The organism is Streptomyces sp. SID12488 (assembly GCF_010548275.1).
Taxonomy (GTDB): domain Bacteria; phylum Actinomycetota; class Actinomycetes; order Streptomycetales; family Streptomycetaceae; genus Streptomyces.
Genome location: NZ_JAAGLT010000021.1, coordinates 140,127 through 159,723, shown reverse-complemented (window position 1 = coordinate 159,723; position 19,597 = coordinate 140,127). Strand labels below are relative to the sequence as shown.

Below are 19,597 nucleotides of genomic sequence, written 5' to 3'. Positions count from 1 at the left end.
TCGTGTCCGTCGTGCGGGGATCTACTCGAAGTCGCCCGCGAGGGCCGAGGCGAGCTTCATGTGCGGTGCGGCCTCCTCGTGGCGACCCTGGCGCTGGAGCGTGCGCCCGAGCATCAGCCGGGCGTACTGCTCGACCGGGTCGCGCTCGACGAGGACGCGCAACTCGGCCTCGGCACGCTGAAGTTGGGCCGAGTGGTAATAGGCGCGGGCCAGCAGCAGCCGGGGTGCGGTCTGCTCCGGCACCTCCTCGACCAGCCCGTCCAGAACACGCGCCGCGCCGGCGTAGTCCTTGGCGTCGAAGAACTGCCCCGCCCGCTCCCAGCGCTCGGCGGCGGTTCCGTGGTCGTAGTACGTGTACGTCGTGGTCTCCACTCGTGCCTCCTTCGGTGGCGGTAACCGGCCGGAGCGGTCGTTCATTCCACCCCTGGTCCGGCCATGGCGGCCAGCTCCGCGTTCGCCCGCTCGTTGATCAGCGACAGCACCCGGCCGGCGGTGGCCAGATCGCCGTCCGGGATACCGGCGTAGATCCGCGCGGAGATCGGGGCGGTCTCGGCGCTCGTGGTGCCGTACAGCTCGCGTCCCGCGTCCGTGATGGTGAGCGAGGTCGTGGACTCGGCTGCCAGCAGCCGGCCCTCGACGAGTTCCGCGACGACCGAGCGCACGGCTGCCTCATCGGTCTTCAGCGCGTCGACGACCTCACCGACCAGCCGCTCGCGGTCGACGGGCCCGTCGGCGACGGCGACGAGCCTGAGCGTCACCGACTGCTGGAAGGTGGCGCCGTGCCGGGCCAGCACGTTTTCGAGGATCGCCCGCCCGGCGTAGTGGGCGAGTGCTATGACGCGGGGATTCAGCGCGGGTGCGCCGGGAGTCGCGGGCGTGGGGGCCGCGGTGGGTGCGCTGGGTGAGGTCATGACTGCTCCTTCTCGGGGTCGGCGTGGAGCGGGGTGTCGAGCAGTAGTGCCAGTTCGCGGGTGAAGTCCCGGGTGCGCTCGCTGTCCAGACCACCGAGGGGCTCCAGCAACTGCTGAAGCAGCCCCTGTACGACCTTGATCGCGCGCCGGGCGACTTCGCTTCCCTCCTCTGTGAGGGCCAGCCGCACCGCGCGGGGGTCCTGCGGGTCCCGGGTGCGTTCGAGCAGACCGGCGGTCTCCAGGGCACGGGCGAGCTTCGACACGTAGAGCGGTTCGAGGCCGGTGTGGTCGGCGAGCTGCCGCTGGCTGGGGCGCTGACCGGCGCGCCGCATGCCGTGCAGCGAGGCGACCAGTGCGTACTGCGCGTGGGTCAGCCCCAGGGGGGCGACCGCCCGGTCGACGGCCACGCGCCACTTCGTCGAAAGACGCCAGACCAGGTAGCCGGGGGTCGCGCCCTCGGATGTCGGACTCATGGTCGATACTGTACATGGCTACTATGTACATGGCTACTAAATTCCCGCGAAGCACGGTGGCGTCGACGGGCCGCGACGGTCAGGTGTCGGTGGCGGCTGTCGTCGGCGTTCGGTAGGTGAGGGGGTCGGCGGAGCGCAGGTGTTCTCTCAGCCCCTGCTCGGTGCTGCTCACATGCAGCAGGGCGGCGGCCTGGCTGAGGGAGGCGTCACGGGTGGACAGCGCCCGGTAGATCGCCTCGTGCTCGGCAAGGGTGCGGCCCGCGGCCTGGGCGTCGACCAGACCACGCCAGATGCGGGCGCGCAGCGTACGGCCGGAGATCGCCTCCAGGAGAGTGAGCAGCGTGTCGTTGCCCGTCGCCGAGACGACGGCGCGGTGGAAGGCCGCGTCGTGGGCGTTGAGCCGCTCGACGTCGTCGCGGGCCTCGCGCATGGCGTCCAGATGGCCCTTGACCTCGGCGAGCTGCTCGTCGGAGATCCGGGTGGCGGCGAGCGCGGTGGCCATGGGTTCGAGGAGCCGTCGTACCTCCATGAGGTCCTGCAGGGCGGCCGAGTCCCCCTGGAGCAGTTCCACCGCCCCGCCGAGGCCCTCGAAGAGCAACCTCGGCTGCAGACTGGTCACATATGTGCCGTCGCCCCGTCGGACCTCCAGGATCCGCGCGACGGCGAGAGCCTTGACCGCCTCGCGGGCAAGGTTGCGGGACAGGCCGAGCTGGGCGGCCAGTTCCGGTTCCGGCGGGAGCTTCGATCCGGGTGGCAGGGCGCCGGTGCGGATCAGCTCACGGATCTGTTCGATGGCCCTGTCCGTCAGTGACAACGCGAACTCCTTCCACGACCGCCCTCATCGGGCGCGTCCGACCTGATCAGTTCCTGGGCGCGAAGATCGTCCCAGAGACGAGGGGGAGCGGGTTCCGAGCGCCCGGGACCGGCGGCTCGGAGTTCCCTCTTCGGCGCACCCTTCCCCGTGGCTTCAGCGGTTGTCCCGGGCAGGGTCGGCGCGCGGAGACGATCCTGGATCTCTTCCTGAGCACGGCCGAAGAGGTCACGAGGAGTTGGCCGACTGTGGCCCAGGGTTCGTCGGCCCGTGGGACGGGGTCGTGCTTCAAGGAGTGCGAGCATACGCGGTCGAGGTGGTCGAAGTGCCCTCACCTGTACAGGATCCGGTATCGGCCGACGACCGGGAGACAGGCGGCGGAGTCCGGGTTCGGGACCCGCGACGGGGTCATCGAGCGAGGTCGTCGAAGACCCGGCCTTCGTACGGATCCGGCGCGTGGACGGAGTGCCCGTCGGATCGCGGCCGACCGGCGCGCTCATCCGGCCCGCTGCGGGGTTCCCTGCTGTCCCACGTGTGAACCGGCCGGGTCTGATGAACGCGCCGGCGACGTGTGGCCGTAGGGCGGGTCGCGCGGGTCGCGCGGTGGGCAGTGGGGGCAGCCCGCGCCCGGGGCGGAAGTGCCCAAGGGCGCGGGGTGGGCCGGTTGGCGGGGCGCTGGTCAGCCGAGCGGGTTGGTGGTGTCGCGCAGGGTGGCCAGGGCCGGGGCGTACATGCGGGCCTTGATGGTGCCGAGCGTGTCGCCGGCCTTCGCCACCTGCGTCTGGGCGATCTCGATGGCGGTGGAGCGCACGGCGTCCTCGGTGACCGACTGGTCGACGATGCCGGCCGCCGCGGCGTCGGAGCCGCCGTAGCGGCGGGCGGTGACCATGGCCTCGTGGGCGGTCTGTGGCGCCAGCCGGGACTGGATGAGGGCGGCCATGCCGGGAGTGAAGGGGATGCTGATGTCCACTTCGGGCAGGCACCAGTAGCCGCGGTCGGCGCGCATGACGCGGAAGTCGTGGGCGAGGGAGAACATCGCGCCGGCGGCGAAGGTGTGCCCCTGGAGCGCGGCCACCGTGATGACCGGCAGCGACAGCAACCGCGCGAACAGTTCATGGACCGAGACGACGTAGTCGTTGTACCGGTCGGCGTGGGCGAACAGCCAGTCCAGGTCGAGTCCGTTGGAGTAGAACTTGCCGGTGGCGGCGGTGACCAGGGCGCGGGGGCCTTCCGCCTTCTCCACCTCGTCGAGCGCGGCACCGACAGCAGTGAGCCAGTCGGGGTGGAAACGGTTCTCTCCGTCTCCGAGGTCGAGGACGAAGACGTTGTCGTGGCGGTCGAGTGAGGGCATGGGGACTCCTTCGAACTGAGCTGACTGGTGTCAAGTGGCTGCGGATCGCGGCCGGGGCCCTCATTCGGCCCTGGGGCGCTCTCGCAGGGCGTAGAGGAGCAGGTCGTGGATCTCGGCGGCGGCTGCCTCGATCGGGTCGGTGCTCTGCTCGGCCCGACACATGATCACCGCGCCTTCGACCGCGGCGATGATGAAGGAACCAAGCCTCCGACTGCGTTCCTCGGTCAGGCCGTGCCGGACGAACAGGGCCGCGAGCGCCTCCTGCCAGCGGGCGAAGACGGCGGCGGCCGAGAGGGCGAGCTGGGGTGCGTCGTCGTTGGTCTCGACGGCCACCGCCACGATCGGGCAGCCGGCCCTGAAGCCGCTCTCCACGAGCCGGTCGCGCCACAGGGCGAAGAACGCGTCGACGGCCTCCACCGGATCGTCCGACCGCGTGGCGGCGTCGATCAGACCCGAGATGAAGTCCCCCGACAGTGCCACCGCCTCGTCGATGAGCTGCGTCCGCCCGCCGGGAAAGTGGTGATAGACCGAGCCCCGAGGGGCTCCGCTGTATGCGAGCACCCGGTCGATGCTGGTCGCGCTTGCCCCGTACTCACGCAGCAGAGCGGCAGCGCTGAGGATCATCCGGTCACGGCTGTCACTCCTGCGCGGACTCATCCGCCCACCACCCTTCCCGGCGTCGAAATGGCTCGCCGAGCGAGCTACCTGCCGGTAACTTATGGGGCATGGCATAGAACATGCAAGAGGGGATCGGGTAGCGGTCTCGGCCATGACCAGCACGGTCCCCCAGGTTTCCCTCAACAACTGTGTGCATCTGCCGATCCTCGGTTTCGGTGTCTTCCAGATCCCGAAGACCAGACCCAACAGGCGGTCGAGGCTGTGCTCGAAGCCGGTTACCGCCTGCTCGACACCGCCGCGGCGTAAGAGAACGAGCGAGCCGTGGGCCGGGCCATCGCCGCCGGCGGCATCCCCCGCGACGAACTGTCATCACCACCAAGCTGTGGGTCCAGGACGACGGCCAGGACAGCGCCGAGCGCGCCTTCGACCGCTCGCTCGACCGCCTCGGTCTCGACCACCTCGACCTCTACCTGATCCACCAGCCCTTCGGCGACTACTACGGCGCCGAGCAAGTGGGCTCTCGCAGACCGCGGCACGGGCGGAAGGTCTGGACCCCGCCGAGTTCGTCGAGTGCTACGTCTCACGGGAGCATCGCGACGGGCGCGGTGATGGCTGCACCATCGCGGCCCTCAGTGGCGACGCCGCGCGTCAGCCGGCGGACATCAAAACAGAGTTCGCGGCAGGGATCGAGAACCTGCTGACGGTCCTCCGGGCCCAGGGCGACACGCCGGGGGAGGTGGACCGGGTTGCGGCCCGCGCCATGGTGATCGACATGCTCGCCCATTCGGTCGGAGCGGTCATGTTGTCGCGGGCCTGCCCGGACGGTTCTCTGCTGGCGGACGAAATCCTCGATGTCTGCCGAAAGGAAATTCTCGCGTCACTGACACACGGCAACAGTGACCAGTCGGAGGCGCGGGGCCTGGATGCCTGACCGCAGCCGACCGACGCGAGCCCAATCCTCCGGGGGCAGGCGCCGGCGCAAAGCGGCTGCGGTTCCGAGCCGTTGATGCGGCGTTCGTAGCCGTCCCTCAACTGATCTTGGCGGCACGGTGGTTCGGAAACGCGAATCGAACCGAGCAATGCCGGGAGGCCTCGGTGTCGTTGTCGTGCGTGCTCATGCCCGTCCAGTGCAACTCGGCTGCCCCACGGTGTGATCGTCATGCCGCGCGGTGGTGGGGCGCCAGGGTGGTGTGGATCTGGTCGCGGATGTCGGAGAGGACGGCTTCGTCGCTGCGGGGCAGGTGCACGGTGGCGGTGGTGCTGATGTGGATGATCGCGGTGATCACCCGCGCCAGCGTCGCCGCGTCGGCGGCATCGATGTACTCGTCGCGGGTGAGCAGGCCGGTGATGCCGTCCTCGAGGCGGTCGGCAAGGGCCAGGCCCGCTTGCCGGTAGGGCTCGGCCGGGTCGCCGAAGACGAGTTCGTGCAGGTATGTGCGGCCGTTCTCGGTGTGCTCCCTCAGGCACTCCACCACGGGACGGATGAGAGCGACGACCGGCTCCAGCACACCCTGCCCGACGGCGGCGTTCGCGGCGGCGAGGCCGACGTCGATGGAGGTGGCGAACTTCTCGTTCTGCACCATGATCAGCAACTCGGCCTTCGTGGACGCGTACAGGTAGAGGGTGCCGATCGCGACGTCGGCCCGGTGGGCGATCTGCTGCGTCGTGACCCCGCTGACGCCGTGTTCGGCGAACAGCTCGCGGGCCGCGGTCATGATGCGCTCGCGCTTGGCCTGTTTGGCCCGCTCGCGGCGCCCGATCGGCATGTGACCGCGTCCCATGGGGACCTCCCTTGACAATAATTCTGAGTGCGCTCATAGTTGAGTGTACTCGGATTGATTGAGAGGGGCGAGGCCCCGGATGTCTCGCTGAATGGCCGAGCCGGCCTTAAATACGGATAAATAGGATGAATGTAAGGAGAGGCGCCCCATGAGAGCGTTCGTCATCACCAAGTACAAGGAGCCGCTGCAGGAGGCGGACGTCCCCGAGCCCACCGTGGGGGAGCACGACGTGCTCGTCCGGGTGGAGGCTGCAGGGCTGAACCCGCTGGATGAGAAGATCCGCGCCGGTGAGTTCAAGCAGATCCTGCCCTACAAGCTGCCGCTGATCCTGGGCAACGACGTCGCGGGCACCGTCATCAACGTCGGGACGGCAGTTCGCGGCTTCAAGCCCGGAGACGAGGTCTACGGCCGGCCCGACCAGGACCGCATCGGCACGTTCGCCGAGCGCATCGCCGTCGCGGAGGGCGACCTGGCGCTCAAGCCCGCTTCGATCAGCATGGAAGAGGCGGGCTCGCTGCCGCTGGTGGCGCTCACGGCGTGGCAGGCGCTGGTGGAGCGCGGGAAGGTGCGGCCCGGGCAGAAGATTCTCATCCACGCCGGCGCCGGCGGGGTCGGTTCGATCGCGATCCAGCTCGCCGCGCACCTCGGTGCGAGCGTCACCACGACCGCCAGCGGTTCCAACGCGCACTTCGTGCGCGCGCTCGGCGCGGACACGGTGATCGATTACCGCACCCAGGACTTCGAGGAGCTCCTGACCGGCTACGACCTGGTGCTGGACAGCCTCGGTGGGGAGACTCTCGAGAAGTCCCTGCGGGTACTCAAGCCCGGCGGCAAAGTCATCGGGATCGCCGGCCCCCCGGACCCCGCGTTCGCGCGTGAGGCCGGCCTGAACCCGCTGCTGCGCCTGGCGGTCGCGGGCCTGAGCGGCAAGATCCGCAGGCAGGCGAAGAAGCTCGGCGTGACGTACGAGTTCCTGCTCATGCGCGCCAGCGGCGACCAGCTCCGCCAGATCACCACCCTCATCGACCAGGGCGTGGTGCGCCCGGTCGTGGGAAAGGTGGTCCGCTTCGACCAGACCCCCCAGGCGCTGCAGTCCCTGTCCCAGGGGGGCATCCGCGGCAAGGCCGTCATCGGCAACAGCTGACCCAGCTCACCCGCCGCAACCGCGACGGGCGACACAGAACACGCAGCGACACAAGACACACAGCGACACAGGACACACGAGGAGAATCCGTCATGAGCAGCACCGATACCCCGAACGAAGCCGTCATCACCTCCTACGCGAAGGCCCCGGCCCGCACCGTCAGTGCCGGTGGCGTCACCTACGCCTACCGCGAGCTGGGCCCGAAGGGCGGTATCCCCGTCGTCTTCTTCGTCCACCTCGCCGCGACCCTGGACAACTGGGACCCCCGCATCATCGACCCCGTCGCGAAGGGCCGTCACGTCATCGCCTTCGACAACCGCGGTGTGGGAGCGTCCACCGGCCAGGTGCCGGACAGTGTCGAGGCGATGGCCGACGACGCCTACACCTTCGTCAAGGCGCTCGGGTTCGACAAGATCGACGTCTTCTCCTTCTCCCTCGGCGGCATGGTCGCCCAGGCCCTGGTGGTCAAGCACCCCGAGCTCGTCCGCAAGCTGGTCCTCACCGGCACCGGGCCCAAGGGCGGCAAGGACATGGACAAGGTCGCCAGAGTCACCTACTGGGACATCCTGCGCGCCACCTTGACCCGGTCGGACCCCAAGGAGTTCCTGTTCTTCAACCGCAACGCCACCGGCAAGCCCGCCGCGCGCGCGTTCGTCAACCGGCTCAAGGAACGCACCGTCGACCGCGACGCGGACATCAAGACCAAGGCGTTCCAGACGCAGCTGAAGGCGATCAAGAAGTGGGGGCGCTCCACCCCCGACAACCTGTCGACGATCACGCAGCCCACCCTGATCGCCAACGGCGACAACGACCGCATGGTCCCCTCGGTCCTGTCGGAGGACCTGCACCGGCGCATCAAGGGCAGTGAGCTGATCATCTACCCCGACTCCGGGCACGGCGGCATCTTCCAGTACCACCAGGAGTTCGCCCCCGTGGCGGTCGAGTTCCTGGCCCGATGACCGCCGCCTGACCAGGAAGAGAAGGGCAGCACCATGAGCACGTCACCGGCCGCCACGTCCCTGGAAGTGAAGAAGCACCTCACCTCCTCGATCCTGCTGTGGGTGCGCACCGACCAGCCCCGCCAGAGGGGCATGGACCACTGGAAGGGCCCGCACTCAGGGATCATCTCCGCCACCCCGGGCCTGAATGAGTACCGGCAGATCCACCTCGCCGAGCACAACACGGGCCTGTGGCCGACCACCGAGGGGGTCCAGACCGCGATCCCCGCCGACCGGAAGATCGACGGCGTCGCGGAAGTCACCTTCCAGTCGGCGCTCGCACCCCTGAAAGGGCGCAAGCAGACGAAGCTGGCCTACGCCGACGAGATCAACGTGTTCCGCCGCACCCTGCTCTACACCGGCCCGCCGAACTCATCCCGCTGGTACGACGTCGCAGGCCCCGGACAGACGGTCGGCGCCCGTACTCTCGTCTACCTGCGCCGTAGAGACGGCGTCGGCGCCGGCGCCTTCCGGAAGTTCGTCAACGAGCAGCTCGCCCCCGCACTCGCCGGCACCGGAGTGCTGAAGGAGCTGCGCACGCAGACGTTCCTGCCCTGGATCGAAAAGCTCTGGGACACCCCGGACGTCGCCCACGACAACCCCCACGACCAGCACTTCCACGCCTCGGTCAGCCTCGGGTTCACCGACACCGCGGCACGGGACGCCTTCTTCACCGGCGACGTGATCGAGGACCTGTCCAACCGGCTGGCACCGCTGGTCTCCGCGATCCACGCCTACGACGTCACCGCCGCCCTCACCTACGTCAAGAACGGCGAAATCCTCCCGCGTTACGAGGAGTGAGCGGCGCGCAGATGGGACGCGGGACCGCCGGATCCGCTCGGCAATCCATCCGCCACGGCTTCCTGGCCCTCCTCGCGCCCCGTCGCCGTCTGATACCCACCATGCATCTGGAACCAGCCATGGGTGAGCTTCGACCTGGCCGCCGCCGACTTCCCCGCCCCCGAGGACCCGGACGCGGTGCCGGCATGGACGAATCTGGTCCTGGAACTCTCCAGAGCGCCGTACATCACCATCGCGGCCATCCGTGGACGCACCCGCGGCGGCGGGAACGAGCTCGCCCTCGCCCTCGATCTGCGCTGCGCCAGCCGGGAGAAAGCGATCTTCGGGCAGCCGGAGGCCGGTAGTGGACTGCTGCCCGGCGGTGGCGGCACCGAACGTCTGCCCCGCGCCATCGGACGCGACCGCGCCCTGGAAGCCATCCTCACCAGCGACGACTACGACGCAGACACCGTCGAACGCTGGGGCTGGATCACCCGCGCCCTCCCCGACAGTGAACTCGACGCCTTCGTCGGCACCGTCGCCGCCCGGCTCGCCGCCTTCGACCGCACTTCACTCGCCTCAGCCAAAGCCCAGATCAACCGGGCATCCCTGCCCCCGGACGCGGACCTGGTCGCCGCGTACGGCGAGTTCACCCGATCCCTCACCCTCCCCGGGTTCCTCACCCGCGCCGCCGGCACGCAGGCCGTCGTCGAACAGGCCGTCGTCGAACAGGCCGTCGTCGAACAGGCCGTCGTCGAACAGGCCGGCATCGACTTCGAGTACCGGCTCGGGCACTACATCGGCATCGCCAACCGGCAACGCTGACACCCGTCAAGCAGCGAGCACGGACGCAGCAGATGCCGCGGCTGTCCTCGCTTGTCGCGGGGCCCACCCGGTTTCCGACGTCAGCCTGTACCTGCCGCCAATGCCGCGAGTGGTGTCAGGGGGAGTGCCCTGGCGGTCGCTGGACGAACTGCACCGGATGATGCTCGGCGACGTGCTCGCCGAGCATCATCCGGTGTGACCGAGTTCACCGACAACGGAGCGGGCCGAACCCGCGGCCCCTGGTACCGCCTGAGCCCGTGGTCCGGGAGCCGCGATGGTCTGTCACCACGGTGGGGCCCCGCTGCTGATCGGGCCGCTGCTGGATCGACCGTCGATATCATCGGCGGCTCGGCGACCGCGACGGTGCACGCCTCCTCGACGCCGGCCTACCGTTCGAACGCCATGGACCACGGGTCCCGGCGTGAGGAGATCACGTCGGGACCGAAGAACAGGCTCAGGCGTTCGTGCTGCGCAGGTCCGGGTAAAGCGCCTCGACCGGGCCGCTCAGAGCCGCCTTGACCCCCTGGGTCAACTCGTCGGCCAGGACCTCGTACTCGTCGGCCTCGACGGCGTCGTAGACCGTCGTCACCAGCTGCGTCGGCGGCATCTTCGGGCCGTCGGCGTGCGCGGCCATACCGGTGTCGACGTAGCCCATGTGCACACCCGTCACGTGGACGCCCATGGGTGCGAACTCGATGCGCAGCGAGTTGGTGGCCGACCACAGTGCGGCCTTGGACGCGCTGTAGGCGCCACCGAAGGCATACCAGCTGGCAACGGAGTGCACATCGATGAGGATTGACCCCTTCTTGGCGGCGAGGATCGGTGCGAAGGCGCGGGCGAGGAGGACCGGTCCGAAGAAGTTCGTCTCCATGTTTGCCCGGATGTCCGCCTCGGTGACGTCCAGCAGGCTCGCGCTCGGCGGGTTGGCGCCCGCGTTGTTGACGAGGACGGTGACGTCCGACGCGGCGGTGGCGGCGGCGGCGATCGACGCGGGGTCGGTGACGTCGAGGGTCAGGGGGACGATGCGTTCGTCGTCCCAGGCGCGGGGGGTACGGGCGGTGGCGTAGACCTTGGCGGCGCCGCGCGCCAGGGCGTCGTGGACGAAGTGGGTGCCGATCCCGCCATTGGCGCCGGTGACGAGGACTACTGCTCCATCGAGAGAGGGCATGGTGTTTCTTCTTTCCAGGGGGTGTGAGGTGCGTGGCAGCGAATGGACGGACCAATGACTGCCCGGCCCACCATGGGAGAATGAGCGGAGCCACATCCGAGCCCACGCGATTCTGACTGTCATCATAACTGAGTACAGTCAGAATCTATTCCTGGAGGACACCGCCATGTCTGTCGCCCCCCAGTCGGTCGGACGGCGCGAGCGGAACAAGCAGGAAAAGCTCGACCGCATTGTCGCTGCCGCCGGCGAACTGTTCGCCGAACACGGCGTCGATGAGGTCACGACCCAGCAGATCGCCGACAAGGCCGACATCGGCACCGGGACCCTGTTCCTCTATGCCAAGACCAAGGGTGAACTCCTCCTGCTTGTGCAGAACGCCAAGTACGCCGAAGCGCTCGAGCGGGGCCGGGCGGACGCCGAGACCGTCCCAGGCGTGCTGGATGCGGTGCTGACGATCGTCCAACCGATCGTGGAGTGCAACCGCACCCAGATCGACAACGGACGCACCTACCTGCGAGAGATGGCCTTCGGCGACCCCGAGGAGCCCCGGCACAGCGAAGCACTCGCCATCGTCGCGCAGACAGAGGAGGCCATCGCCGCCGTGCTGCGCCGAGACGAGCGGGTCACAGAGGGCGACGCCGTGACGCTGGCACACATCGTGTCCGCCGTGATGTTCCTCAGCATGGCGGCGAGCGTGAACATCGGCTTGAGCGTCGAGGAGATCGCGCAGGACATCCGGGGGCAGATCGAGGTCCTGCTGCCTCGCTGAAGCGCGGCCCAGCCGCAGACCCGGGCGATCATCGGAGTGATCTTGCCAAGGGGACGGTCGGCAGCCTTGCACGATGAGTTCGACCTGGAGCCGGGGGTGCCGTCGGCGTACCCGTACGAGGGCGGGTGTGGCGAAGACGGTGCCGAAACCGTCGGGGGCGCTGACGCGCACCGTACCGTGCACAGACGGCGAGTCCTGACCCGCCACGGTGTCGGCGACGCGGTCGACGGCCTCCTCGATCGCACGCGCGTTCTCCGAGACGGCTCTCCCGATGTCCGTCAGCGCCCATCCCTCCGGGCCGCGCTCGATGAGGCGCAGGCCGAGCGGTGCTGGCGGTGCCCGAGACCGGGATCGGGTTCTTTCCGGATGCCGGAGCCAGCTACTTCCTGCCGAGGCTGCCCGGCGCGATCGGCATGTACCTGGGACTGACCGGTCACCGGCTCGACGCGGCCGACGCGCTGTACACAGGGCTGGCAACGCACTTCGTCCCCGCGCACGACCGTTCGCTCCCCGGACTTCCTGGAGGGTGTCCGTGCTGCCCTGGTCGACAAGGACCGCATCCCCAGCTGGCAACGTGCGCCGCTCGGCTGACGGACACTGTCGGCCTGAGCATGTCCGCCGGTGAGCAGGGCATGGCCTCGCACAGGGAGCTGGTCGTGCAGGAGGGAGCGCGTGATGTGATTCTTCGCGCAGGTCCCCCTGCGCGCTCGTCGGTCGCGTGCGGCCGGGGTGATGGGCTGGTCGTGACGCTGCCGACCGGGTATGGAAAAGTAAATTCCGGTGGGATTGGGAGTGACCCATATGGGTGCCTCTCTTCTGCACCGGCTCCCCTGAGGCGGGCGGTGGCGGATGCCGCCGCTGTCTTTTTGATGAACAGGTAGTTCGATCGGGAGCGAGCCGGCCCCTCGCGGGAGCCGGTGGCCCCAGTGGAAAGGAAGCCGTCCATGGACGAGCAGGGTGAGCGCTTCGACGTCGTCGTACTCGGCGCGGGCCCCGGCGGGTACGTAGCCGCCATCCGGGCCGCCCAACTGGGCAAGAGCGTCGCGGTCGTCGAGGAGAAGTACTGGGGCGGCGTCTGTCTGAACGTGGGCTGTATCCCCACCAAGGCCCTGCTGCGCAACGCCGAGCTCGCGCACATCTTCACGCGCGAGGCGAAGACCTTCGGCATCAAGGTCGAGGGTGAGGTCTCCTTCGACTACGGGGAGGCCTTCCGCCGCAGCCGGAAGGTCGCGGACGGCCGGGTCAAGGGCGTCCACTACCTGATGAAGAAGAACAAGATCACGGAGATCAGCGGTCGTGGCACGTTCCTCGACCCGCACACGCTCCAGGTGGCCGACTGCGAAGGCAACACCCGCACCATCGGCTTCGACGACTGCGTCATCGCCGCCGGGGCGAGCCCCAAGCTGCTGCCCGGCACCCGCCGTACGTCGCGCGTGGTGACGTTCGAGGAGCAGATCCTCGCCGAGGACCTGCCGCAGTCGATCGTGATCGCGGGGGCCGGTGCGATCGGTGTCGAGTTCGCGTACGTGCTGCACAACTACGGCGTGAAGGTGACGATCGTCGAGTTCCTGGACCGGATCGCCCCACTGGAGGACGCCGAGGTCTCCGCCGAACTGGCCAAGCAGTACCGGAAGTTGGGCATCGACGTCCTCACCTCCACCCGCGTCGAGTCGATCGACGAGTCCGGCCCGCAGGTCCGGGTCACGGTCACCGGCAAGGACGGCGCCCAGCAGATCCTGGAGGCCGACAAGGTCCTGCAGGCGATCGGCTTCGCGCCGAACGTCACCGGTTACGGCCTGGAGAAGACCGGCGTGCGGGTCACCGAGCGCGGCGCGATCGACGTCGACGGCCGCTGCCGCACCTCCGTGCCGCACATCTACGCCATCGGGGACGTCACCGCGAAGCTGATGCTCGCGCACGCTGCCGAGGCGATGGGCGTGGTCGCCGCCGAGACGATCGCGGACGCGGAGACCATGGAGCTGGACTATGTGATGATCCCGCGGTCCACCTTCTGTCAGCCGCAGATCGCCAGCTTCGGCTACACCGAGGCCCAGGCGAGGGAGAAGGGCTTCGACGTCCAGGTGGCCAAGTTCCCGTTCACCGCGAACGCCAAGGCCCACGGACTGGGGGATGCGACCGGCTTCGTGAAGCTGATCAGCGACGCCAAGTACGGCGAGCTCCTCGGAGCCCACCTCATCGGCCCCGACGTCACCGAACTCCTCCCCGAACTGACCCTGGCCCAGCAATGGGACCTCACGGTCCACGAGGTCGCCCGCAACGTCCACGCCCACCCCACCCTGGGTGAGGCCGTCAAGGAAGCGGTCCACGGCCTCGCCGGCCACATGATCAACATGTAGCAGGCCAACAGGTCGAGCGGAGGATCGACGACTCCTGGCCCGGACGGCGGGCCTGGTTGGAGTGCATTTCGCCTGGTCAGCGCACCCTTCCCCGTGGCTTCAGCGGCGTTTCGGGCAGAGTCGGTGCGTGGAGCGGGGCGCCGTCGTAACCCTTCACCTCGCCGAACCGGGTCCCCTTCGCCCAGTCCTCGCGAGCCTGCACGATCTCCTCCTGGGTCCGCCCGACGAAGTTCCACCACATGATCAACTCCTCCTCGAACGGCTCACCGCCCAGGAGCATCACGCTCGCGTCGGACGCGGCGCGCAGCGGGAGTTCGGTGCGACCGCAGCCGAGATAGAGCATCGAGCCCGGCAGCACCGGCACCCCGTCGACGTGCACCTCCCCGGACATCGCCAGCACCCCGTACTCGAAGTCGGGTACGAGCGGGAGGCGTACGTCGGCGTCGGCGGCGAGTGTCAGGTCGGCGCCGACGATGGGGGTGTACGTCGTGCCGGGCGAGGTCGCGCCGTCGAGGTCGCCCAGGATCACGGTCGCCGTCACGCCGGGTGCCGTGACCGTGGGCAGGCCGGCGTGGTGTTCGAAGTGCGGGTCGGTGTGGCGGTGGCCGTCCGGCAGGGCGACCCACAGCTGCGCCCCGTGCAGGAACCGCGCGTGGGACGCGGGGCTCTCCTCGGAGTGGCTGATGGCCCGGCCGGAGGTCATGAGGCCCAGTTCGCGCGGGCGGATCGTCTGGAGGCTGCCGGTCGAGTCACGGTGCAGCACCTCGCCCGCGTGCAGCCAGCTCACCGTCTGGAGGCCCATGTGGGGGTGCGGCGGCACCTGCATGCCGGGCTCGTCGGCGATGTCGTCCGGCCCGTAGTGGTCGACGAAGGCCCACGCGCCGATCATGCGCCGGCCGAGGTTCGGCAGCAGCCGACGTACTTCGGTGCCCTCCCCGAGCCTTACGCGCCGGGGGCTCAGCAGCTCGCGCACGGGTTCGGCGACGACGAATCCGCGGCCGCCACAGACACTGGGTACGGGCGCGCGGTCAAGGTTGCTCATGGCGCACAACCTAGTCCGGGACCAAGCCTGTACGCACGGGAGCGGTGCCCTTCGGCCCCCCTCGTGCCGACGCGGTGGCACGTGCCTTATCGCTCTCGTTCGTCTAGTGAAAGTAAATTCACCTCGGCTACCGTGCCGTGGACCGCCATCGGCAGGCGTTTCCTGAGGAGTCGACGATGAGTACAGGCGAGTTTCCCGAGGTCAGGACGGCCGCAGGTAGGGTCCGGGGGCGCCGGGAGGGCAGCCTCGCGGTGTTTCGCGGGATTCCGTTCGCGCAGCCGCCGGTCGGGGAGTTGCGGTTCGTGGCGCCCCGGCCGGCGGACCACTGGGACGGGGTGCGGGAGGCCTTCGCGTTCGGGCCGCCTCCTCCGCAGGAGGTGATGGGTCCCGACGCCTCGCTCACCGGCGACGACTGGCTGACCGTCAACATCTGGTCACCCGACGCGGATCCGGCGGCGCGTCGGCCGGTGATGGTGTGGATCTACGGCGGTGCCTACAAGCTGGGCTCCGCCGACGACCCCAGCTTCGACGGCGGCCGTCTCTCCCGCGACGGAGACGTCGTCGTGGTCACCCTCAACTACCGGGTCGGCATCGAGGGGTTCGCCCGGATCGAGGGTGCCCCGGCCAACCGAGGGCTGCTCGACCAGGTCGCCGCCCTGGAGTGGGTGCGCGAGAACGTCACCGGGTTCGGCGGCGACCCCGGCCAGGTCACCGTCTTCGGGGAGTCGGCGGGCGCCGGGTCCGTCGCCGCACTGCTGGCCATGCCGAGGGCGCGCGGACTCTTCCAGCGGGCCATCGCGCAGAGTGTGCCCGGCACGTACTTCTCGGACGCGCTGGCCGGGGACATCGCCGAGGCGCTGGCCGGAGAGCTCGGGCTGCGTCCGACGGTCGCCGACCTGTCCGGTGTTGATCCCCGCAAGCTGCCCGAGGCGGGGGCCGCGCTCGCCCCCCGGATGCGTCAGTACGTACCCAGGTGGGGCGCGGTCGCCCTCACGCCCACCCCGTTCTCGCCCGTCGTCGACGGCGACGTCCTGCCCACAGCCCCATGGGAGGCGCTGGCGGGCGGCGCCGCGCGGGACGTGGACCTGATCGTCGGACACACCCGGGACGAGTACCGCCTCTTCCTCATGTTCGGCGGGCTGTTCGGCCGCGTGGACGAGGAGATGGCGGCGGCGGTTCTGCGCACGTTCGGACCCGGGCCGGACCCGGAGCAGGCCTACCGCGCCGCGTTCCCGGACGCCTCGGCGAAGTACCTGTTCGAACTCGTCCAGTCCGACTGGCTGTTCCGCATGCCGTCGCTGAACCTGGCCCAGGCCCAGGTGGCCGGCGGCGGCCGGGCCCACATGTACGAGCTGACCTGGTCCGCCCCGGTGAACGGCGGAGCCCTGGGCGCCTGTCACGGCCTGGATGTGCCGCTGACCTTCGGCAACTACGGCGATGCCGTCGGCGGCCTCGGCGGCATGCTGCTCGGGCCCACGCCGCCGCCCGAGACCGAGGCACTGTCCGCCCGCTTCCGCTCCGCCTGGACCTCCTTCGCCACCACGGGCGACCCGGGCTGGCCCGCGTACGACAGCGAGCAGCGCCTCGTCCAGCTCTTCGACGCCGAACCGGCCGTCGCCGCCTACCCGGAGGAGGCCTCCCGGCGCCTGTGGCAGCGGCACACTTTCGGCGCGCTGCCACTGACGACGGCGTAACGGATCGGCGGTCCCCGCAAGGGCCGCTACCGCGCGGCCAGCAGCCGCAGCACCCGGTCGGAGACCGGCGTGGGCAGGGCACGCAACGTGCGGACCAACGCCGTTGTCTGCCAGGGGAAACAGGCCTGCGCCGGTTCCCGCTCCAGGGCGCGTACGACGTACTGGGCCGCGCGCTCCTGACTGACCTGGAAGGGCTTGGGCAGGCCGTCCGCGTCGACCCGGTCCGTGCCTACGAAGCCCGGGTGGATCGAGGTGAACCGGATGCCCCTGGGCGCCAGTTCGACGCGCGCGGTGTCGATGAGGGTGCGCACGGCCGCCTTCGCCGCCGAGTACGGGCCCTGGCGGGGGATGCCCATCAGCCCCGCCAGGGAGTTGGTCTGGGCGATCAGACCGCCGTCCCGCTGCTCGCTCAACTGCCGGATCAGCGGGACCAGGTAGTTGACGACGACGTCGTAGTTCAACGCCATGATCCGTGACACGTCCGCCGTGCTCACCCGGTCCATGGCCATGTCCGGCCCCTGACCGGCGTTGAGCAGCGCGATGTCGACGGAGCCGAACTCCGCGACGGCCGCCGCCACGACCCCGGCCGCCGCATCCGGGTCCAGGGCGTCGGCAGTGATGTCGAGGCAGGCGCTGCCCGCCGCCCGTACCTCCTGGGCCACGGCGGCCAGTTCGGGGGCGCGCCGGGCCGTGAGGACGAGCCGGTTGCCCGCCGGGGCGAGCCGCCGGGCCACCGCGGCCCCTATTCCGGACGAGGCGCCGACGATCAGGACAGTCCGGCCGGTGATGGTGGTCGTGGCTGTGGCGGTCACAGGAAGTGGTGGCCCTCACCGCGGAAGGTGGGCACGGTGTCGACCACCGCGCCGCCGCTGACCAGGTGCAAGTCGCCGATGCGCTCGCACAGTTCACCGGCCTTGGCGTGCCGCAGCCACACCCGGTCCCCGATGTTCAGCACGCTCGCGGCTTTGCCCACCAGCGGGGTCTGCACCTCCCCGAAGGACTCGGTGGCGGTGACGCGCAGCCCGGGCGGCCAGGCCAGCGTGGGCAGTCGGTCCTTGCCGAGCGGCCCGGACGCCACCCAGCCGCCGCCCAGGAGCGTCGCGACCGACGACGACGGACGTCGTACGACGGGCAGTACGAAGTACGCGGCCGGGACGGGACGGAAGGCGCGGTAGAAGTCGAACAGCCCCGGACCGTACAGGCCGGAGCCCGCCGCGAGTTCGGTGACGGAGTCCTCGCGTGTCGTGGTCTCCAGGCTGCCCGTGCCGCCGCCGTTGACGAACCGCAGCGATGTCACGGCCCGTACGGCCGCGACCGCGGCTTCCCGGCGATGGCTCAGTTCCTCGACCGAGGAACGCTGCATCGCCCGGACCACGGCCCGCTTGATGGCGTTGCCGGGCTGGTTGTCGCCCATACCGGCGACCTGACCCTCGTACCCCATGATGCCCGTCAGCTCGAAGCCCGGACGGGACACGATCTCGCGCGCGAACGCCTCCGCCTCCTGCGGGGTGTGCACCGGGGACCGGCGCGGCCCCAGGTGGAGCCGGCCGCCCGCGAGGCGCAGGGCCGCGTCCAGTTCCAGGCAGACCTGGATACGGGTCTCGCGGGGCCCGGTGGCGGCGTCGATCAGGTCGAGGTGCTCGACGCAGTCCACCATCAGCGTGATGCGGGACGCGAGCCGCTCGTCGGCGGCCAGTCGGCGCAGCGCCGTGCGGTCGGCGGTGGGGTAACCGACGACGATGTCGTCGAACTCCTCGGCCAGCCACAGGGCTTCGGGCAGGGTGAAGCCGAGGATGCCGTCGAATCCCGGGCGGTCCAGGGCTCGTCGGATGAGGGCGCGGGAGCGCAGCGACTTGCTGGCCAGCCGGATCGGCTTGCCGCCCGCACGGCGTTCCAGATCGCGGGCGTTGGCGTCGAAGGCGTCCAGGTCGATGACGCCGAAGGGAGGTTCGAGGCCGGCGGTCGCCGCCCGCAGGCTGTCGAAGTGGCTTTCGGTCGCGGGAGCCGAAGTGGCTCTGGGGGTGGTGGTGTTGACGGTCATCGGTAGGTGTCTCCCTGTTCGGGTACAGCCGCGGGGGCCGGGACGAGGCCCGTGCTGCGGCGCTTGGCCATGGCTGCCACCTTCGGGATCACGAAGCGCATCAGCCGGGGAAACACACCGGCGACCCGCTGTACGCGTCCGCCGATGGCGGGGTGGACGATTTCGACCGGCTTCTTCACGATGGCGTCGACGATCACCGAGGCGACCTTCTCGGGGGTGAGCGGCTTCTCGGCGAAGGTGATGACCGAGCTGGGATCGGCCATCTCCTGCTCCAGCATGGGGGTCCGGGTGCCGGGCGGATGGATGATGCTGAAGGTCACGGGCCCGTCGCGTTCCTCGATGGCCACACTGTGGTGGAAGGCGCGCAGCCCGTGCTTGGTCGCGCCGTAGGTCGTGTAGCCGGGCAGCGGCATGAACGAGCTCATGCTGCAGATGGTGATGATGTGCCCGTGGCCCTGGGCCCGCATCCGGGACAGGGCGGCCAGCATGCCGTTGATCGGACCGAGCAGGTTCACCTCCACCATGTGCCGGTGCTCGGCCGACGACAACTGGCGCGCGTACCCGGTGTGGATGATCCCCGCGTTGTTGACGAGCACCTCGACCGGGCCGAGTTGGTCCGCCACGGCGTCCAACGCCACCTCCCACGCGGCCTCGTCGCGGATGTCCAGCTCGAACGCGCGGGCGGCAGAGCCCAATTGATCGGCGACCCGGGCCGCGCCGGGGAGGTCGATGTCGGCGAGGGCGACCTGGTGGCCCCGGCGCACCGCCTCGCGCGCGGTCGCCGCACCGATGCCGCTCGCGGCGCCGGTGATCAGGACGACGCTCACCGCGGAC

The 19,597-nt window shown here is 69.8% G+C and carries 21 protein-coding genes and 1 pseudogene; 10 read left to right on the top strand and 12 right to left on the bottom strand.

The genetic code is table 11. The features are described 5' to 3' along the window. Positions 1-21: 21 nt before the first annotated feature. From G3I56_RS28325 to G3I56_RS28300, 6 genes are all read right to left on the bottom strand, one after another. Positions 22-372: a tetratricopeptide repeat protein gene (locus G3I56_RS28325; protein WP_164413768.1), complete on the bottom strand. Its 351-nt coding sequence runs from the start codon at positions 370-372 to the stop codon at positions 22-24. 41 nt (positions 373-413) lie between these two features. Beyond that, entirely contained in the window at positions 414-911 is a 498-nt protein-coding gene (locus tag G3I56_RS28320; protein WP_164413766.1) for a winged helix DNA-binding protein, read from the bottom strand. Continuing rightward, positions 908-1,384, bottom strand: coding sequence for a MarR family transcriptional regulator (locus G3I56_RS28315; protein WP_164413765.1), 477 nt, complete (start codon positions 1,382-1,384; stop codon positions 908-910). Before G3I56_RS28315 ends, G3I56_RS28320 begins: the two co-directional genes overlap by 4 nt. A gap of 79 nt (positions 1,385-1,463) precedes the next feature. After that, positions 1,464-2,198 (bottom strand): FadR/GntR family transcriptional regulator, encoded by a 735-nt coding sequence (locus G3I56_RS28310; RefSeq protein ID WP_164413764.1) that lies wholly within the window; start codon positions 2,196-2,198, stop codon positions 1,464-1,466. Between the two features lie 676 nt (positions 2,199-2,874). Further along, positions 2,875-3,546 (bottom strand): enoyl-CoA hydratase-related protein, encoded by a 672-nt coding sequence (locus G3I56_RS28305; RefSeq protein ID WP_164413762.1) that lies wholly within the window; start codon positions 3,544-3,546, stop codon positions 2,875-2,877. A 60-nt stretch (positions 3,547-3,606) separates the two neighbouring features. Then, entirely contained in the window at positions 3,607-4,203 is a 597-nt protein-coding gene (locus G3I56_RS28300) for a TetR/AcrR family transcriptional regulator (protein WP_239135138.1), read from the bottom strand. Positions 4,204-4,315: 112 nt separating this feature from the next. Between G3I56_RS28300 and G3I56_RS28295 the strand changes: the two are divergent. Together G3I56_RS28295 and G3I56_RS44130 are read left to right on the top strand one after the other, a co-directional pair. Beyond that, positions 4,316-4,667: pseudogene (locus G3I56_RS28295) on the top strand (aldo/keto reductase); the annotation flags it as partial. A gap of 257 nt (positions 4,668-4,924) precedes the next feature. Further along, the gene (locus G3I56_RS44130; RefSeq protein ID WP_239135137.1) at positions 4,925-5,095 is read left to right on the top strand and encodes a hypothetical protein; all 171 of its coding nucleotides are present in this window, start codon (positions 4,925-4,927) and stop codon (positions 5,093-5,095) included. A 226-nt stretch (positions 5,096-5,321) separates the two neighbouring features. On the opposite strand, the gene G3I56_RS28285 is transcribed toward G3I56_RS44130, so the two are convergent. Beyond that, positions 5,322-5,945, bottom strand: coding sequence for a TetR/AcrR family transcriptional regulator (locus G3I56_RS28285; RefSeq protein ID WP_164413760.1), 624 nt, complete (start codon positions 5,943-5,945; stop codon positions 5,322-5,324). Between the two features lie 148 nt (positions 5,946-6,093). Between G3I56_RS28285 and G3I56_RS28280 the strand changes: the two genes are divergently transcribed. The 4 genes from G3I56_RS28280 to G3I56_RS28265 all read left to right on the top strand — a co-directional run bounded on the left by G3I56_RS28280 (position 6,094) and on the right by G3I56_RS28265 (position 9,692). After that, positions 6,094-7,089, top strand: a complete 996-nt coding sequence (locus tag G3I56_RS28280) for an NADP-dependent oxidoreductase (RefSeq protein WP_164413758.1) — start codon at positions 6,094-6,096, stop codon at positions 7,087-7,089. A 92-nt stretch (positions 7,090-7,181) separates the two neighbouring features. After that, complete coding sequence (locus tag G3I56_RS28275) at positions 7,182-8,048, top strand: alpha/beta hydrolase (protein WP_164413756.1); 867 nt, start codon at positions 7,182-7,184, stop codon at positions 8,046-8,048. Positions 8,049-8,081: 33 nt separating this feature from the next. Beyond that, complete coding sequence (locus tag G3I56_RS28270) at positions 8,082-8,888, top strand: strictosidine synthase (RefSeq protein WP_164413754.1); 807 nt, start codon at positions 8,082-8,084, stop codon at positions 8,886-8,888. A gap of 123 nt (positions 8,889-9,011) precedes the next feature. Beyond that, positions 9,012-9,692 carry an enoyl-CoA hydratase/isomerase family protein gene (locus tag G3I56_RS28265; RefSeq protein ID WP_343240072.1) on the top strand — a complete coding sequence of 227 codons (681 nt, stop codon included), beginning with the start codon at positions 9,012-9,014 and terminating at the stop codon, positions 9,690-9,692. A 454-nt stretch (positions 9,693-10,146) separates the two neighbouring features. Here G3I56_RS28265 and G3I56_RS28260 read toward each other — a convergent pair whose 3' ends face one another. Further along, positions 10,147-10,860 (bottom strand): SDR family oxidoreductase, encoded by a 714-nt coding sequence (locus G3I56_RS28260; RefSeq protein WP_164413752.1) that lies wholly within the window; start codon positions 10,858-10,860, stop codon positions 10,147-10,149. A 166-nt stretch (positions 10,861-11,026) separates the two neighbouring features. Here G3I56_RS28260 and G3I56_RS28255 point away from each other — a divergent pair, with 166 nt between their 5' ends. The 3 genes from G3I56_RS28255 (at position 11,027) to lpdA (ending at position 13,986) form a co-directional block, all read left to right on the top strand. Continuing rightward, positions 11,027-11,629: a TetR/AcrR family transcriptional regulator gene (locus tag G3I56_RS28255; protein WP_164413750.1), complete on the top strand. Its 603-nt coding sequence runs from the start codon at positions 11,027-11,029 to the stop codon at positions 11,627-11,629. A 326-nt stretch (positions 11,630-11,955) separates the two neighbouring features. Next, positions 11,956-12,510, top strand: a complete 555-nt coding sequence (locus tag G3I56_RS28250) for an enoyl-CoA hydratase/isomerase family protein (RefSeq protein ID WP_164413748.1) — start codon at positions 11,956-11,958, stop codon at positions 12,508-12,510. Between the two features lie 63 nt (positions 12,511-12,573). Next, the gene (lpdA, locus tag G3I56_RS28245; protein WP_164413746.1) at positions 12,574-13,986 is read left to right on the top strand and encodes a dihydrolipoyl dehydrogenase; all 1,413 of its coding nucleotides are present in this window, start codon (positions 12,574-12,576) and stop codon (positions 13,984-13,986) included. 76 nt (positions 13,987-14,062) lie between these two features. Here lpdA and G3I56_RS28240 read toward each other — a convergent pair whose 3' ends face one another. After that, positions 14,063-15,028 (bottom strand): pirin family protein, encoded by a 966-nt coding sequence (locus G3I56_RS28240; protein ID WP_164413744.1) that lies wholly within the window; start codon positions 15,026-15,028, stop codon positions 14,063-14,065. 176 nt (positions 15,029-15,204) lie between these two features. On the opposite strand from G3I56_RS28240, the gene G3I56_RS28235 reads away from it, so the two are divergent. Further along, entirely contained in the window at positions 15,205-16,722 is a 1,518-nt protein-coding gene (locus tag G3I56_RS28235) for a carboxylesterase family protein (protein ID WP_164413742.1), read from the top strand. 26 nt (positions 16,723-16,748) lie between these two features. Here G3I56_RS28235 and G3I56_RS28230 read toward each other — a convergent pair whose 3' ends face one another. From G3I56_RS28230 to G3I56_RS28220, 3 genes are read right to left on the bottom strand one after another with little or no spacing between them, the layout of a single operon-like run. Further along, entirely contained in the window at positions 16,749-17,534 is a 786-nt protein-coding gene (locus tag G3I56_RS28230; protein ID WP_164413740.1) for an SDR family NAD(P)-dependent oxidoreductase, read from the bottom strand. After that, positions 17,531-18,763 carry an amino acid deaminase/aldolase gene (locus G3I56_RS28225; protein WP_164413737.1) on the bottom strand — a complete coding sequence of 411 codons (1,233 nt, stop codon included), beginning with the start codon at positions 18,761-18,763 and terminating at the stop codon, positions 17,531-17,533. Before G3I56_RS28225 ends, G3I56_RS28230 begins: the two co-directional genes overlap by 4 nt. Then, positions 18,760-19,590 (bottom strand): SDR family NAD(P)-dependent oxidoreductase, encoded by an 831-nt coding sequence (locus G3I56_RS28220; protein ID WP_164413735.1) that lies wholly within the window; start codon positions 19,588-19,590, stop codon positions 18,760-18,762. The genes G3I56_RS28225 and G3I56_RS28220 overlap by 4 nt, the downstream gene beginning before the upstream one ends. Positions 19,591-19,597 lie beyond the last annotated feature (7 nt).

Coding starts and splice junctions, on each gene's coding strand:
- G3I56_RS28320 (WP_164413766.1), bottom strand. CDS start 911: ATGACCTCACCCAGCGCACCCACCGCGGCCCCCACGCCCGCGACTCCC.
- G3I56_RS28315 (WP_164413765.1), bottom strand. CDS start 1,384: ATGAGTCCGACATCCGAGGGCGCGACCCCCGGCTACCTGGTCTGGCGT.
- G3I56_RS28305 (WP_164413762.1), bottom strand. CDS start 3,546: ATGCCCTCACTCGACCGCCACGACAACGTCTTCGTCCTCGACCTCGGA.
- G3I56_RS28300 (WP_239135138.1), bottom strand. CDS start 4,203: ATGAGTCCGCGCAGGAGTGACAGCCGTGACCGGATGATCCTCAGCGCT.
- G3I56_RS44130 (WP_239135137.1), top strand. CDS start 4,925: ATGGTGATCGACATGCTCGCCCATTCGGTCGGAGCGGTCATGTTGTCG.
- G3I56_RS28285 (WP_164413760.1), bottom strand. CDS start 5,945: ATGGGACGCGGTCACATGCCGATCGGGCGCCGCGAGCGGGCCAAACAG.
- G3I56_RS28280 (WP_164413758.1), top strand. CDS start 6,094: ATGAGAGCGTTCGTCATCACCAAGTACAAGGAGCCGCTGCAGGAGGCG.
- G3I56_RS28275 (WP_164413756.1), top strand. CDS start 7,182: ATGAGCAGCACCGATACCCCGAACGAAGCCGTCATCACCTCCTACGCG.
- G3I56_RS28270 (WP_164413754.1), top strand. CDS start 8,082: ATGAGCACGTCACCGGCCGCCACGTCCCTGGAAGTGAAGAAGCACCTC.
- G3I56_RS28260 (WP_164413752.1), bottom strand. CDS start 10,860: ATGCCCTCTCTCGATGGAGCAGTAGTCCTCGTCACCGGCGCCAATGGC.
- G3I56_RS28255 (WP_164413750.1), top strand. CDS start 11,027: ATGTCTGTCGCCCCCCAGTCGGTCGGACGGCGCGAGCGGAACAAGCAG.
- lpdA (WP_164413746.1), top strand. CDS start 12,574: ATGGACGAGCAGGGTGAGCGCTTCGACGTCGTCGTACTCGGCGCGGGC.
- G3I56_RS28240 (WP_164413744.1), bottom strand. CDS start 15,028: ATGAGCAACCTTGACCGCGCGCCCGTACCCAGTGTCTGTGGCGGCCGC.
- G3I56_RS28235 (WP_164413742.1), top strand. CDS start 15,205: ATGAGTACAGGCGAGTTTCCCGAGGTCAGGACGGCCGCAGGTAGGGTC.
- G3I56_RS28225 (WP_164413737.1), bottom strand. CDS start 18,763: ATGACCGTCAACACCACCACCCCCAGAGCCACTTCGGCTCCCGCGACC.